This window comes from Mycetohabitans endofungorum (assembly GCF_037477895.1).
In the GTDB taxonomy this organism is placed as follows: domain Bacteria; phylum Pseudomonadota; class Gammaproteobacteria; order Burkholderiales; family Burkholderiaceae; genus Mycetohabitans.
Genome location: NZ_CP132744.1, coordinates 2652469 through 2667829, shown reverse-complemented (window position 1 = coordinate 2667829; position 15361 = coordinate 2652469). Strand labels below are relative to the sequence as shown.

Here is a 15361-nt window from a genome sequence, read left to right as displayed (position 1 = left end):
GCATTACATCACTTCTGTTCCAACTCGTCGATCTCCTTACGTTCGCGCCGCGCCTCATTGCCACGCCGCGCTCGTAACCGCTGCCGGGACAATACTGTGATGACTTGCTGCGTCGTCGCACCAGCCGGGATTTCATTGCGGATCGTATTGGGCACCATCGGCAGCCCGGCGTGCTGCCGGCGCAGTGCCTTGGCAATGGCTCGGCGGCACTGTTGGCCATGGCAATCCCATTCGTCGCGAAATTTTCCGCAGTAACGGCATCCATCCATATAAATAGTCTACCGCTAAACCGGCCGGTGGAGATCGCGACCCTCGAGCTTGCCTCGGTACGCTGTTCGGGACATGTCGCACAAATTGCAACACTCCGCCTGTCATTGCCCCGAGCACCGACACCACCTTTGCGCCACGGCACGCAGTCCTCACCACATTGGCAGCCACGCCACTCGGCGGTACAGAACTTGCAATGGCGGCGTAACGCGCAAAACCGAGTTGGCTTCCATGACTTCGCCCACCTTCGCAGGCGCGGCCCGCATCAGCGGGTTGCGCACCCGGATCGCCTCCGACCTGTGGCACGCTATCTGGCACCACAGGGCGCGGGTGCTGGCCGCCGTATCATTGCTGCTGCTAGCCAAGGCGGCTGCGGTGGCGGTCCCGCTGCTGCTCAAGGATATCGTCGATGCGCTGGGCAACGTCACGAGCCGGCCAGCCGCGATACCGATCCTGCTGCTGTTCGGCTATGCTGTGGTGCGCTTTGCGTCGAATGCATTAAGCGAGGTGCGCGACATGACATTTGTGCAAGTCACGCAGCGCACCGTAGCCGACTATACTGCGCGTACGTTTGCTCACCTGCATCATCTGGGCGCGCGCTTTCACTCGCAGCGTGAGACCGGCTCGGTGGTACGCGACCTGGAGAAAGGTACCGCCGGCATTGGTTACCTGCTGGGTGTTGCGGTCTTTACGATCGTGCCAACGCTCATCGAAATCGCGTCGGTGCTCGCCATTGTGGTTAGCAAGTATGGCGGCGGCTTCACGCTGATTATTTTTGCGACATTTGCCGTCTACGCGGGTTATACGATCGTGTTCACGCGGCGCCGCGTGCGGGTGCAGCGCCGCATGAACGCGTTGGAAGCCCAGGCCAATAGCCGTATCGTCGACAGTCTGCTGAATTACGACACGGTCAAATATTTTGCACGCGAGGATTTTGAGTGCAAGCGGCTTGACCAGGTGCTGCAGCAACGGCAGGACGCGGGTATCGAGAATCAATATGCGCTGTCCACGCTGCATATCGGGCAGAGTGCGTGTATCGGCGCGGGCATTGCGGCGGTGATGTTGTTGGCCGGCCAGCACGTGGTAAGCGGCGCAATGACGGTTGGCGACCTGGTGCTGATTAACGCTTACATTATCCAGGTCAGCCTGCCGCTGAACACGTTGGGCTTCGTATTCCGCGAGGCCAATGACGCGATGACCAACGTGGAGCGGCTGTTTGCGCTGCTGGATGCGCGCGGTCAGGCAGGCGAGGATGGTGATGTTGCGGCGGCGCAGCCGCTCGTGGTGCGTGGTGGCGAGATCCGCTTCGAGCATGTCGACTTCAGTTACGAGCCCAGTCGTAGGATCCTGTGGGATGTCTCGTTCCGGATCGAGCCGGGCCAGACGGTGGCCGTCGTGGGAGGCAGCGGCTCGGGCAAGTCGACGCTGGCCCGGTTGTTGTTCCGCCTGTATCAGCCTGATGCGGGATCAATCAAGATCGACGGGCAGGACTTGCGGCTGGTCACACAGCGCAGCCTGCGGGCGGCCTTGGGTATCGTGCCGCAGGACACGATTCTGTTCAACGATACGATCGCGTACAACATCGGCTACGGTCGTGAAGACGCGACCAAGGCCGACATTATCGCCGCCGCGCGGGGCGCGCAATTGGGCGAGTTCATCGAGCGCCTGCCGGATGCCTACGACACGCGGGTCGGCGAGCGAGGCGTGCGCTTGTCCGGCGGGGAGCGCCAACGCGTGGCCATTGCACGCGCGCTGCTCAAACAGCCGCCGATCGTGGTGTTTGACGAAGCGACGTCGGCGCTCGATACCCGTTCGGAGCGGGCGATTCAACAGGAATTGATGCGTGTGGCCGAGCACCGCACGAGTCTGATCATCGCGCACCGGCTCTCGACCGTGGTTGATGCCGATCGCATCCTAGTCATGGAGCACGGGCGACTGGTCGAGCAGGGGACCCACGCTAGCCTGCTAGAGAAGGGTGGAGTCTATGCGCAGATGTGGGCGTTGCAGGCGCAGCAACGCGAGTTGGAGCGCGCCGAACAGCGCTTTGCGCTTTTGCCGATCAACGTCGGTGCGCTGGTCGACAACGTGCTGGACGCGTTGCAGGAGGTCGCGGTACGCCATCAGGCGAGCTTGTTCAAGCGTATCACCGACGACAACGTAATCGTCACTGGCGACGCGGCGACGCTGCGGCGCTTTATCTGGCAGTTGTGCTGCACCGGCATTGAAGCAGGCGGGGCAGGCAGCCGCATCGAGGTAAGCGTGGCTCGTCACGACAACGATGCACGCGTGTCGATCTGCACGCCGGATCTCGAGACGCCGGAGTTGTCATTGTTGGATCTGGAGTCACTCCAGGCCGTGCTTGAGGAGCAGCGTGGGTATATCTTGCGCAGCCGCGACGATGTCGGATCCACGATCCACATCACGTTACCGCTGCGGGCCGTCGCGGAGTTGCCCGCCGCTGACGGCCTCGCGCCGCAACCGCTGCAGGCGCTCGGCGCCGCGCGACTGGAGGGCGTACGCGTGGCCTGTGTGGATGATCACGAGGAGGCGCGCGACGCGCTGTCCGCGCTGCTCACCAGCGCCGGAGCGCAGGTCGCGGCGTTCAAATCCGGCCAGGCACTGCTGGACTACCTTGGGCGCACGCGGCGCGACGACTGGCCGGCCGTGATGGTCTGCGACATCGACCTGGGCGAGGAAAATGGATATTCGATGATGGCCCGTGTCAAGCAGCTTGAGGCGGCGTGTCCAGACGACACCGCGTGCCGGATCGAAGCAATCGCGCTGTCCGGCTACTCAAGTGAGCATGAGCGGGCGCGTGCCGTCGAAGCCGGTTTTCGCGGCTATCTGACCAAGCCAGTCAAGGCGATCGATTTGATTGCCGCACTCAGAGCATTAGCCACTCATTCAAGGAGAAACTGATGAGCTTGACGACGCCCAGCCCGCTAGGGAACCTATCCACCCCACGCCGCAGCGGTAGTCTATATGCCGACCGCAGCGCGGCCAGCGCCGCGATCGAGATGTTGCTGCCGACGCTATCGGCGGCGCTGCACAACACAGTCGTCGGCGACAGCGGGTGCTTGCATATCGTCGTGATGGATCCGGCACTCGGTCCTAGCGACGCGTGCTTCGAGGACGCGATCCTGTACGAGCATTCGATGCCAGATCCGGCGCAGTGGGACGCCGATTACCGCGCGTATGCACGAGCCAAAGCGCGGCTGTCGTGGGAGCACGGTATAGACAGCCGGCTTGTCCAGTGCAGCCAGCCGCACCGTTTGCGCCGCGGTGACACGAACCTGTGGGGCAGTGTGGCTCAACACGGCATCGTGGTGGGCGTCTCTGGGGCCCAACCATGGTTTGACGAGGCGTTGGCCGGATGTGTCGCGCACTGCCTGCGCGCTATCGCGCAGCACCGCGCTGAAGCGGCGGCGGGCACGCTAGCGCTGTGATCACTAACGCGGACCCGCGCCCCGTACCCCGTCGCACTGCACCTGGGCGTTTTTGCCAATGCCATTATAAAAATGGGTAACGGGTCGAGGCGTCGACCTGGCTGGAATGGCTGCTGTATGCGCTTGGTCGTCTGTGGGCGCATTGGGTTAGGGGCGGGCACGCCATTCGCTCAACAGGAGCCAGAACGTTTGTCTTGACAAACGTCTGACTCACTGAAGGAGCGAACGTGGCACAGACTGCAGACTTAACGAACCCGATTCTCACCGGCAAGACAGCGTTAATCACCGGAGGCGCCCGTGGCCTCGGTGCGGCGATATGCGACGAGTTGGCACGCGCCGGCATGAATATCGTCGTGGCCGATCTTCATGAGGACCAGGCGCGTGCAACCGCGGCTGAGTTAGGCCAGCACGGCGTCAAGGTCGTGTGGCAGCGGATCGACGTCAGCGACGAGGCGTCGGTGCAACAGGCGATGCACGCGATACACGAGTCGGTGGGCGAGCTCGATGTGGTCGTGAACAACGCAGCGATTGATGTGACGGCCGCGATCGAAGACGTTGACGTCGCCGCCTGGCAGCGCGTGCTGATGACGAACCTATTCGGCCCCTACCTGATATGCCGGGCGGTCGTGCCGATGATGAAGGCCCGAGGCGACGGCCATATCGTCAACATCGCATCAACCGCTTCAAAGCGCGCATGGCCAAATGCCTCCGCCTACCACGCGACTAAGTGGGGACTGCTGGGCTTCTCTCATGCGATGCATGCAGAGTTGCGTTCGGCTGGCGTGCGCGTGTCGGCCATTGTGGCCGGCGGCATGCGCACTCCGTTCTTGCTGGACCGTTTTCCCGATATCGACGTCGATACGCTGCAGCCTCCCCAAAATGTGGCCGCGGCCGTACGGTTCGTGTTGACGCAGCCGCTCGGCACGGTGATCCCTGAAGTCACGGTGCTGCCGATGAAGGAAACATCATGGCCGTAACGCGCGGAGCCAGCCGCGGCGCCGTGCTGTTGGACAAGGACGGCACACTGCTGAAGAATGTGCCCTACAACGTCGACCCGGCGCGCATGGTACTGACGCCAGGCGCCGCACAAGCACTGCGCCAGCTTGGCGCATTGGGCATACCACTCGCGGTGGTGTCGAACCAGCCCGGTGTGGCGCTTGGCTGTTTTCCCGAGGCGGCGCTGTGCGCCGTGCGTGAGCGGCTTTGCGCGCTGTTTCGCGAGCACGGTGCAGTGCTCGCGGAGTTCTTTTATTGCCCGCACCATCCAAGTGGGGCGGTGGCGCACTACGCGATCGAATGCGATTGCCGCAAGCCGCGATCGGCGTTGCTGACGCAGGCCCTCGCGTTCCTGGACGCCGCGCCGCAATACAGTTGGATGGTCGGGGACATCCTCGACGATATCGAAGCGGGCCGTGGTGCAGGTTGTCGCACGATCCTAGTCGATTGCGGCAACGAAACCGAATGGCGGCACGGCCCACAGCGTGAGCCGGACTTCGTGGTCGAGCGGCTCGACGCCGCGGCCCACATTATCGCCGCGCAGTGCAACGGCACGCCCGTTGAGAGAATCGGACAGGAGGCGGCAACATGAGCACAGGCTGGAACAACGCGCGACGCATCCTGTGTGTCCGGCTCGACAACATGGGCGACGTGCTGATGACTACGCCTGCGCTGCGCGCGCTGAAGGGTGATGACGGCCGTCGTCATCTAACGCTGCTCACCTCCAGCGTCGGCACCGCGCTGGATGGGCACCTGCCGATGGTCGACCAGGTGTGGGGATACGACGCACCATGGGTCAAGCACCCGAGCGCGTCGCCGGACGCAGCGCCGGACTTCGCGATGATCGAGCGACTGGCAGCCGGTCGGTTTGATGCCGCGGTCATCTTCACGGTCTACAGCCAAAGCCCTTTGCCGGCCGCGATGATGTGCTGGCTGGCGGGGATTCCGCTGCGTCTGGCGCACTGCCGCGAGAATCCGTACCGCTTGTTGACTGACCGCGTTGCGGAAACCGAGCCGCACCAGCGCGTTCGCCACGAAGTGGTCCGGCAACTCGAACTGGTCCGCTCAATCGGTGCGACGACAACCAATTGGCAAATGGAATTTGCCTACAGCGAACAAGACCGACGGTCATTGCAGCGTCGGCTGCAAGCCGCCCGGCGCCGGCAAGGCGCGCCGTTCGCGCAGCTTGGCCACGGACGCTGGCTGGTGGTTCACCCCGGAGCCAGCGCGCCGTCGCGACGGTGGCCAGCGGAGCGCTTCGGCGAAGTGGCTGCGCAACTCGCCCCGCAGTTCGACGCGGTTGCGGTGACCGGCAGCGCGGCGGAATCCGCGTTAGTCGACGCGGTATGCGCACGTGTCGGCAAGCGCGCGGTGCCGCTGGCCGGCCGGTTGTCGCTGGGCGAGATGGGCGCGTTGGTCGGCGCAGCGGATGTGTTGATTACCAACAACAGCGGGCCGGCGCATCTTGCCGCGGCCGTCGGCACGCCAGTCGTCGATCTCTATGCGTTGACCAACCCGCAACATACGCCATGGCGCGTGCCGCACCGCGTATTGTCCACCGACGTTCCGTGCAAATACTGCTACCGCAGCGAGTGCAGCGAACCGGGACACCCGTGCCTGACTGGCGTGGGGGTCGATGAGGTCGTCGCGGCTGCGCGCAGCTTGCTGGACGGACACGATGCTGCCCAGGCCGAGCGCTGGACCACGTGCTATTGGCAGCTGGGCAGTCCGTCCCCTGCCAACGTAATTCCAATCGCAACCGCGATAGCGAGAGCCTGACCATGCCAGACACCCGTACTCCACTTTATACCCTGGGGATCAATGCCGCATTTCACGACAGCGCCGCGTGCCTGGTGCGCGACGGCGTGGTGGTCGCCGCCGCCGAGGAGGAGCGCTTCACGCACATTAAGCATGGCAAGCGGCCGGTGCCGTTCTCGACATGGGAATTGCCGTATCACGCGATCGACTACTGCCTGTCGGAAGCGGGCATCTTATTGCGCGACGTGCACCACGTTGCGTATTCCTATGACCCTTGGCTGCAAATCGATCGCGGGCAACAAGAGCCGGTGTTTACGTTGCCTTTATCCCCGTCCGCCCATCGCAAGGCAAGTGGACACGTATCGCCGTGGGATCCGCTGTTCCTATCCTACGTTGTCAACGCGCCGCGGCAACTAGCCGACGGAGTGCCGCACCATTTGCAGAAGCGTTGGCGCGGCGTGACGCCGGATGGACCCTTCGAATGGCATTGTGTCGAACACCATTTGTCGCACGAGGCGAGTGCGTTCCTGGCGGCACCGTTCCAGCGCTGCGCGGTGCTGACAATGGATGGCCGGGGCGAAAAAGCCACCACCAGCTACGGCGTATTCGACGGACACCAGTATCGACGCATCAAACAGGTCAATCTGCCCAATTCGTTGGGATTGCTTTACGAGCGAGTGACGCGCTATCTCGGCTTCCTGCACTCGTCGGACGAGTACAAAGTGATGGCGCTCGCGTCGTTCGGCAAACCGGCCTACATGGACGCGATGCGCCGCCTGGTGCGCTATGTCGACAATGGCGACTACGAAGTCGAAAGTATTGACCTTGTCTCGCTGTTTGGGCCAGCTCGCGAGCGCGGCGGCCCGCTCGAGCAGCGGCACTATGACATCGCCCATTCGCTGCAGGCAATGCTAGAAGAAGTCGTGCTGCACATGGTGCAGTGGCTCGCGCACACCACGGGCGAAAAGCAGCTTGCGATGGCAGGCGGTGTGGCGCTCAATTGTGTCATGAACGCCAAGGTCCGCGACAGCGGATACTTCGACGACGTATGGGTCCAGCCCGCCGCGGGCGATGCCGGCACGGCGTTGGGCGCCGCGCTGTGGACGGATTTCCAGCAGCGCGGCGTGCGCGACGGCAAAGCGATGGACCACGCTTACCTCGGTCCGGCGTACGACGAGGCGACCATCCAAGCATTGCTGGATGAGGCGCAACTACCCTACCGACGGCTGAACGATGTGGCAGCCGACACCGCCGCATTGCTGGCCGACAACCGGATCATTGGATGGTTCCAGGGACGCATGGAGTTTGGTCCGCGAGCGTTGGGCGCCCGCTCAATATTGGCTTCACCGATCGACCCCGGCATGCAGCAGCGCCTGAACCGCATCAAGGATCGCGAGGATTTCCGTCCGGTAGCGCCCGCTGTACTGGAGGAAAAAGCGCACGAATGGTTTACCGCACGCAAGCCAGGTCGGCTGCATGCCCCGTTCATGTTGTTCGTGTACAACGTGGCGCCTGGCCGGGAAGAGGCTATTCCGGCGGTACGCCACGTCGATGGCACAGCGCGGGTTCAAACGGTGAACGCGGATCAGCACCCGCTCTATCACAAGCTGCTAACAGCATTCGACCGGTTGACCGGTGTGCCGGTGTTAGTGAACACGTCGTTCAATACGCGCGGCAAGCCGATCGTATGCTCGCCACGCGACGCGCTAGAGTGCTTCTGGACCTCGCCGCTCGACGCGCTGGTGATCGGCCCGTTTCTGTTGGAGAAACACCGATGACCGACGTCCCGGACACGGCAACGCGGATCATGGTGTCGGTGGTGGTGCCCACCTATCGACGCCCCGATCTGCTGGCACGGTGCCTGGACGCGCTGTGTGCACAGGTGTTTGATCCGAGCGCCTTCGAAATACTTGTGGTCGATGACGACCGCGCGCGTCACAGCGCAAAGAGCGTGGTTCACGCGTTCGCACAGCGCAGCAGCGGCATGCCACGCGTGCGTTACATTCCGGCCTGGCGCACCCGCGGCCCAGCGGGCGCGCGTAACGCGGGCTGGTACAGCGCGCAAGGAGCGATCATCGCGTTTACCGACGACGATACGATGGCCGATCCGATGTGGCTGCGGGAAGGGTGCGATGCGCTGGCGCGCGATCCGACGGCTTGCGCAGTTGCGGGGCGCATCGAAGTGCCGCTGGATGACGCGCCGACCGATTACGAGCGCGACGCCAGCGGCTTGGCGCACGCCGAATTCGCGACGGCGAACTGCTTCGTGCGCCGTGACGCGCTCGTGCAGGTCGGCGGCTTCGATGAGCGCTTTACTCGCGCTTGGCGCGAGGACGCTGACCTGATGTTCATGCTGCGAGAGCACGTCGGGCCCATTATCAACGCACCGCAGGCTCGGGTTCTGCATCCGGTGCGCCCAGCCCATTGGGGCGTAAGCATTGGCCAGCAGTCCAAAGTGTTCTTCGATGCGTTGCTCTACAAGAAGCATCGGCGCGTGTACCGCCAGCATATCCGTCGGGTGCCACCCTGGCATTACTACATCGCCGTAGCAGCGTTGCTCTCGGCTGCGGTATTGCTGGGCGCCGGGCAGCGTGGCGCGGGCAGCGTGGCGCTGGGCATCTGGGCAGCGGTGACCATCTGGTTTTGCTGGCGGCGGTTGCGCGGCACCTCACGCGCTGCCTCCCATATTGCCGAAATGATCGTCACGTCAATTGCAATCCCGCCCGTATCGCTGTATTGGCGGCTGCGCGGCGCGCTTCACTTCAAGGTGCTTTTCCTATGACACCCAATACAGTGAAACAAGTCGGCGAGGCAAGGCGCGAGCCTGCCGGACACGCGAGCATAGCGGTATTTCGCGCGTTGCAGCTGGGTGACATGCTGTGTGCTGTGCCCGCGCTGCGTGCGCTGCGGCGTGGCGAGCCCCACGCCAAGATCACGCTGATCGGCTTGCCGTGGGCGAAGCAATTCGCACAGCGCTTTGCTGAGTACATCGATGACTTCGTGCCGTTTCCGGGCGCGCCCGGATTAGCTGAGCAGCCCGCCGATGCGGCGCGCCTTGCAGCGTTCTTTGAGCAATGCCGCGCCCGACGTTTTGATCTGGCGATCCAATTGCATGGTAGCGGCACGCATACCAACCGTATCGTCGCGCAGCTCGGCGCAGTCCAAACGGCCGGATTCATGCCGGCGCCCGGCGACGGGGCAGCGGGCGGCACGGCATACCCGCTCGACAAGACGATCCCGTGGCCTGAGTCGGTCCCCGAGATCGTACGCTATACACGGCTCATGCAGGCACTGGGCTATGGTGATGGGGGCGAACACCTGGAGTTTCCGCTGACCCGGCTCGACCATGCGGCATGCCGTGCGCTTTGCGAGCAGCACGAATTGCCGCCACAACAGTTCGCGGTCTTTCATCCCGGAGCGCGCATGCCATCCCGGCGATGGCCGGCACAGCGGTTTGCGTCGGTGGCCAACTGGCTGTCGCGACGCGGCATGCGCATCGTCGTGACCGGTACGGCATCCGAGGCAACGCTCGCCGACGAACTGACCCGCCGGCTCGATGTGCCGTATGTCAATTTGTGTGGGCGTACGTCACTCGGCGTAATGGCCGCCTTGATCGGGCGAAGCAAGATGCTCGTATGCAATGACACCGGGGTGTCACATATTGCAGCGGCATTGCGCACGCCCAGTGTGGTGATCGCCTGCGGCAGCGATGTCGCCCGATGGGCGCCGCTGGATCGGGAACGCCATCGTGTATTGGCTAACTATCCGCCATGCAGGCCGTGCATGTTCGACGTTTGTCCGTACCAGCATGCATGCGCGACAGCGATCGACGTACGGGATGTTACGCATCAACTTGAGCAGATGCTCGAATCGGAGGCTTACCATGCCGCATAAACGTTTGCGGGTTCTCACTTGGCACGTTCACGGAAATTACCTCTATTATTTGTCGCAGACGCCGCACGACTTCTATGTCGTGACTAAGCCTGGCTCGCCGCCCGGCTATGGCGGCTGCGCAGGAAACCTGCCGTGGGGCCCCAATATGCACGAGGTGCCGTACGATCAGGTGCGCGCGGCTTCGTTCGACTGCGTGCTGTACCAGCACCATAAGCACTATGCCGAAGACCGGCAACACGCACTCAGCGAAGCACAGCGGCAATTGCCCGCGCTTTTTGTCGAACACGACCCACCGCGAGAGCATCCGACCGATACATTGCATCCGGTTCAGGATCCGAATGTGTTGCTGGTGCACGTCACGCCGTTCAATGCGCTGATGTGGGACAACGGCGTGACACCCACACGCGTGATTGAGCACGGTGTGCTGCTGCCGGACGGTGTTGCGTATCGCGGCACGCTGGCCAAGGGCGTGACGGTCGTCAATCATCTGCGCAAGCGCGGCCGACGCCTGGGCGCAGATATATTCGAAGCGGTACGCGAGGCGGTGCCATTGGATTTGGTCGGGATGGGGTCCACCGAACTGGGGGGCATCGGCGAAATCCCGAACTTAGCATTGCCTGGCTTCGTTGCGGATTATCGTTTCTTCTTCAACCCGATCCGCTATACGAGCCTGGGCCTAGCAGTGGTCGAAGCGATGATGCTCGGGTCGCCAATCGTTGCGCTGGCAACAACCGAGATGGCGCAGGTTGTGCGCAGTGGCCACAACGGCATGGCCGATACGCGGCCCGCCGTATTGGTCGACACGATGCACCACTTGCTCAAAGACCCGACGCTGGCCCGCCAGTGGGGCGACGCCGCACGGCGCGATGCGCAGGAACGGTTCAACATCGCACGATTTGCCGCCGACTGGGATCGCGCATTGCGCGACGTCGCCGCGTGAAGCGGATGACCTGCCGCTATCCGCCGGCTTCGGCCGCCTCGACGCAGCGGCGCATCTGATCAACGTACGGCGGGATCACGCGGCGCTCGCTGAGCACCCATCCGAGCCCGCGCAGCGCCTGCCACCAGCCCGTTAGGCCGCCTTCCTGCCATACGCGCGGCGCCAATTGCAGCGTGCGCTGCAACGCGGCGCCGGCCGGAAGACGCAGCCAAGCGGCCCATACGGCGTTGCGCGCCAGCAGGCTGCGCCGCCGGCCTGCGTCGCGGACCGGCGACGGATAGTGGCACACGGTCAATTGCGGGGCGTACACGAGCGACCATCCGGCACTGGCCAAATCGAGCGCCAACACCGCTTCTTCACCGCCAATGAATAAGCGTGGATGGTATCCGCCGGCAGCCAGGAACGCGTCGGTACGAAAAGCGGTAGCCCCTGCAAGCAAACCTAGGATCGGTGGGCCGGGAAGGGCGCAAGGTGGCGTAATCGGACTAGTTCGCATCAGCTCGCAGACTGGATCCTCGCGACGCTGTGGGCCGACCAGCACGCGAGCGGTCAGGGAACCGACTTGTGGATGGGCGTCCAGCAGATCGGCGGCCAGTGATAGCGAGCCGGGCTCCCACCACGTGTCATCGTCACAAAAAGCAATGTAGCGGGTACGCGCGGCGGCCGCGCCGAGATTACGGCCAGCAGCGCCGAGATTGCTTGGCGCCTGGATCAGCGTGACATGCGCAAAGCGCTGCGCGACCTCTTGCGCGGTACCATCACGCGAATCGTTGTCGACTACGATGATTGGCACGCGCTCGGGCAGCGCAGTCAGGCGAGTCAACGTCCGAGCCAACTCGTCGCGTCGCCGGTACGTGAGCACGATGACCGTAATGCGATCCTCGTGGTGCGGACTGGCCATCGACGCGCTCATGATGCCGTAGGAACACGTTGCAACTGCCAGTAACACTCCGCGCGCTCGAGGTCGAGCAGCGTATCGGGCCTGAACAGCGCGACCTGGCTCCGGTACGCCCGCACGGCCTTAGCTTTCGCGAGCGCGCTGCCGTCGGTTGTGTCCTCGTCCACCAATGCCGCCGGTTGCGCTGTCCAACCTTGTGCCTTCCAGTGAGCCAGCCGTTGTTTCATCAGGCCCTCCTTGCGCCGATACAGTGCATCCTCGTAAAAGAACCAACGTCGGGTGGCAGATTGCTCGCCAAGCAGCGCCAGCATCGCGTGCTGCACCCGGAGGTGGTCGCGGTGAAACAAGCCGGCCGGCGCCAGCACTCCCATCTGCGCATGCGTATCCAGCAGCGAGCGAAGCGCGTCAAGCAACGCATCGTCAGATACGGTGCATCCGTACTGATCATCCAGGAAATCTAGCCAATGAGGTTCGGCCCGAAGGATCGACAGGGCATGCCGGTCTTCGACGCGACGGGCCTGCATCGCTTCGTGCGCAGAAGCGAAGCCTGCGTCGCGGTCCCATGGTGGCGTCGGCATCGCGCGGGGCGGTATGCCGGCAAAGACGGTCGCGACAATCGAGCCGGGCGCTTGGGCAAGTAACCGACCGCAGCCGAACACTGCGTCGTCCAGATGCGGCGAAATGACGAGCCAACGTGTAGTCATGCCTGCACCTGCTGCGCCAGTTCGCCGGCCTGCCCAGCATGAGCATGCGCGGCGGACACCGCACGCCGCGCGTCGGCAGGGACACCATTCGGACCGCCAGGGGGCCGATGAACGTTCGGCGCGGCACGTTGGACGAAATAGCGCACAGTGCGCGCGAGTCCGTCCGCCAGCGTCGTGGCCGGCGACCAGCCGAGGCGCTGGGCGGCCAGCGTCAGGTCCGGACAACGTTGCCGCGGGTCGTCCGCCGGTAGCGACGCATATCGGATTGGCACACGGGCCCCGGTCACGCGGATGACCTCGCGAGCGATCTCGCCGATCGTCACTTCGGCGGCGTTGCCCAGATTAACTGGCTCCGCAAATGGACTCGGTGCCTCCATCAAGCGGATCAAGCCGTCGACCAGGTCGTCCACGTAGCAGAACGAGCGCGTCTGAGTTCCATCACCGTAGACGGTCAGCGCTTCACCCGCAAGCGCCTGAGTGATGAAATTGGATACCACGCGTCCGTCGGCCGGATGCATGCGGGGACCGTACGTATTGAAGATCCGCGCAATGCGGATATCAACGCGATGCTGCCGATAATAATCGGCGAACAGGGTCTCGGCGCACCGCTTGCCTTCGTCATAGCATGAACGCACCCCAATCGGATTGACATTGCCCCAATACTGCTCATGCTGCGGATGCACCGACGGGTCGCCATAGACCTCGCTGGTCGACGCTTGCAGGATCCGCGCCTTCACGCGCTTAGCTAGCCCGAGCAAGTTGATCGCACCGTGCACGCTGGTCTTAGTGGTTTGAACCGGGTCCTGCTGATAGTGGATTGGGGAGGCGGGACACGCGAGATTATAGATTTCGTCGACCTCGACATACAACGGAAACGTCACATCGTGACGCATCATCTCAAAATTCGGCGCATCGAGTAGATGGGCAATGTTGTCCTTGGTGCCGGTATAAAAGTTGTCCACGCATAGCACGTCGTGGCCAGCCGTCACCAAGCGCTCGCATAAGTGTGAGCCAAGAAAGCCGGCGCCACCGGTGACCAAAATCCGCTTGCGGCCATATTCTTTCATTACCCATTCTCCTTCTGGTTCGGGGTGGCGGTTACCGGCATGATGGGCGAGCGCCGACTGCCCCCCAGCGAGGCACCCGCGCACGCGGGCCGCCGCGTTGTGTCGCACAACTCGTCATAGACTTGAGCCAATCGTGCGGCGACGCTATCCCACGTATAGTCACGCTGCACGCGCTGGCGGCCCGCCAGGCCCATTGCCACCGCCTGTTGCGGATCGCTGCGCAGCGCCACCAATTTACGGGCCAGCGCCGCGGGCTCGCGCGGCGGCACCAAGTAGCCCGTTACACCATCCACAACGGTGCTGCGGATGCCACCGACATCGCTACCGATCACCGGCGTGGCGCAGGCCATCGCCTCCACTGGGGTGATGCCAAAAGGTTCGTACCATGGCGTGGTCACAAATACATCGGCCGCACTGTAGAACAGTCGCAGCACATCCCGGTCGCGGCGGCCGACAAACGTCACGCGCTCGGCAACGCCCGCCTGCTGGGCGACGCGCATCAGCCGCGCCAATTCGGGACAGCGTTCCGGGTCAGGCGTATAGTCGTCGCCCCCGACCACATACAGCCGCGTAGGCTGAGCAGGGTGTGCCGGCAAGTGGGCAAGCGCTTCGATCACGTTGTCTACGCCTTTGCGCGGCACTAGCCGTCCCAACTGTAATATGGCGAACTCGTCCGGGCGCCATCCGAGTCGCGCGCGGGCCTCGAGCCTCGGTACCGGTTGAAATTCATCGCTGTCAAAGCCGCATGGAATGACCCGGATGCGTCGCGGGTCACCCGGATACAACGTCGTCAGGTCGATCTGGTCTTGCGGGCATTCAGCGATCACCCGATCCGAGCACTGCACCAGCTTATCTTCTATCGCAAAACGCTCGTCCGGAAACGCGTCGGCCATGCCTTGATGCTGCCGGCGTACTCGACCTAGCGCATGAAAAGTGGTAACCAGCGGGACACCGAGCTGTTGCTTCACGCACAGCGCCGCCTGACCCGACATGAAGAAGTTCGCGTGCATCACGTCGTAGGGCACGGGTTGCCGTCTGAAATAGTCGATGAGGAAGTCGGCAAAGCACGCCATGTACGGCAGCATCGCTTCTTTCGGCATGTCGTTGGGTGGTCCCGCGGGCACATGGATGACCTGCATCCTGGGACCTATGCGCATCACCTCCGGCAAGTGAGGATTGTCACGGCGGGTAAAGACGTCAACGTGCCAACCGCGCAATGCCAATTGCTTGGCCACATTAGCCACGTAGATGTTCTGGCCGCCTGAGTCGACGCCGCCGATCACACCCAACGGCGAGGCATGCTCGCTGATCAGGGCGATTTTTTTTTGCATAGTGACTGCTCCCGGTTGATGAAGGCAGCGGTGCCTTTCTCGGGTGCACTATGCAAGCGA

14 protein-coding genes are annotated in these 15361 nt (G+C 63.3%); 9 read left to right on the top strand and 5 right to left on the bottom strand.

Annotated elements, in window-relative coordinates; genetic code table 11:
• Positions 1 to 8: 8 nt before the first annotated feature.
• Complete coding sequence (locus RA167_RS11800; RefSeq protein ID WP_076785691.1) at positions 9 to 269, bottom strand: hypothetical protein; 261 nt, start codon at positions 267 to 269, stop codon at positions 9 to 11.
• A gap of 229 nt (positions 270 to 498) precedes the next feature.
• On the opposite strand from RA167_RS11800, the gene RA167_RS11795 reads away from it, so the two are divergent.
• From RA167_RS11795 to RA167_RS11755, 9 genes are all read left to right on the top strand, one after another.
• Positions 499 to 3186, top strand: coding sequence for an ABC transporter transmembrane domain-containing protein (locus RA167_RS11795; RefSeq protein ID WP_076785690.1), 2688 nt, complete (start codon positions 499 to 501; stop codon positions 3184 to 3186).
• The gene (locus tag RA167_RS11790; protein WP_076785689.1) at positions 3186 to 3713 is read left to right on the top strand and encodes a hypothetical protein; all 528 of its coding nucleotides are present in this window, start codon (positions 3186 to 3188) and stop codon (positions 3711 to 3713) included. Before RA167_RS11795 ends, RA167_RS11790 begins: the two co-directional genes overlap by 1 nt.
• A 227-nt stretch (positions 3714 to 3940) precedes the next feature.
• Positions 3941 to 4690, top strand: coding sequence for an SDR family oxidoreductase (locus RA167_RS11785; RefSeq protein ID WP_076785688.1), 750 nt, complete (start codon positions 3941 to 3943; stop codon positions 4688 to 4690).
• A complete protein-coding gene (locus tag RA167_RS11780) occupies positions 4681 to 5301 on the top strand; it encodes a D-glycero-alpha-D-manno-heptose-1,7-bisphosphate 7-phosphatase (RefSeq protein ID WP_076785687.1) in 621 nt (206 codons plus the stop codon). Before RA167_RS11785 ends, RA167_RS11780 begins: the two co-directional genes overlap by 10 nt.
• Positions 5298 to 6488 (top strand): glycosyltransferase family 9 protein, encoded by a 1191-nt coding sequence (locus RA167_RS11775; protein ID WP_076785686.1) that lies wholly within the window; start codon positions 5298 to 5300, stop codon positions 6486 to 6488. The genes RA167_RS11780 and RA167_RS11775 overlap by 4 nt, the downstream gene beginning before the upstream one ends.
• Before the next feature lie 2 nt (positions 6489 to 6490).
• The gene (locus tag RA167_RS11770; protein ID WP_076785685.1) at positions 6491 to 8245 is read left to right on the top strand and encodes a carbamoyltransferase family protein; all 1755 of its coding nucleotides are present in this window, start codon (positions 6491 to 6493) and stop codon (positions 8243 to 8245) included.
• A complete protein-coding gene (locus RA167_RS11765) occupies positions 8242 to 9249 on the top strand; it encodes a glycosyltransferase family 2 protein (RefSeq protein WP_076785684.1) in 1008 nt (335 codons plus the stop codon). The genes RA167_RS11770 and RA167_RS11765 overlap by 4 nt, the downstream gene beginning before the upstream one ends.
• Entirely contained in the window at positions 9246 to 10361 is a 1116-nt protein-coding gene (locus tag RA167_RS11760) for a glycosyltransferase family 9 protein (RefSeq protein WP_076785683.1), read from the top strand. Before RA167_RS11765 ends, RA167_RS11760 begins: the two co-directional genes overlap by 4 nt.
• Positions 10351 to 11301 carry a glycosyltransferase gene (locus RA167_RS11755; protein WP_076785682.1) on the top strand — a complete coding sequence of 317 codons (951 nt, stop codon included), beginning with the start codon at positions 10351 to 10353 and terminating at the stop codon, positions 11299 to 11301. The genes RA167_RS11760 and RA167_RS11755 overlap by 11 nt, the downstream gene beginning before the upstream one ends.
• 16 nt (positions 11302 to 11317) lie before the next feature.
• On the opposite strand, the gene RA167_RS11750 is transcribed toward RA167_RS11755, so the two are convergent.
• From RA167_RS11750 to RA167_RS11735, 4 genes are read right to left on the bottom strand one after another with little or no spacing between them, the layout of a single operon-like run.
• Positions 11318 to 12202, bottom strand: coding sequence for a glycosyltransferase family 2 protein (locus RA167_RS11750; RefSeq protein WP_076796809.1), 885 nt, complete (start codon positions 12200 to 12202; stop codon positions 11318 to 11320).
• Positions 12203 to 12210: 8 nt separating this feature from the next.
• Positions 12211 to 12903, bottom strand: coding sequence for a PIG-L deacetylase family protein (locus tag RA167_RS11745; protein ID WP_076785680.1), 693 nt, complete (start codon positions 12901 to 12903; stop codon positions 12211 to 12213).
• Entirely contained in the window at positions 12900 to 13970 is a 1071-nt protein-coding gene (locus RA167_RS11740) for a UDP-glucuronic acid decarboxylase family protein (protein ID WP_076785679.1), read from the bottom strand. Before RA167_RS11740 ends, RA167_RS11745 begins: the two co-directional genes overlap by 4 nt.
• Positions 13970 to 15301 carry a glycosyltransferase family 4 protein gene (locus RA167_RS11735; protein ID WP_076785678.1) on the bottom strand — a complete coding sequence of 444 codons (1332 nt, stop codon included), beginning with the start codon at positions 15299 to 15301 and terminating at the stop codon, positions 13970 to 13972. Before RA167_RS11735 ends, RA167_RS11740 begins: the two co-directional genes overlap by 1 nt.
• Between the last annotated feature and the right edge of the window lie 60 nt (positions 15302 to 15361).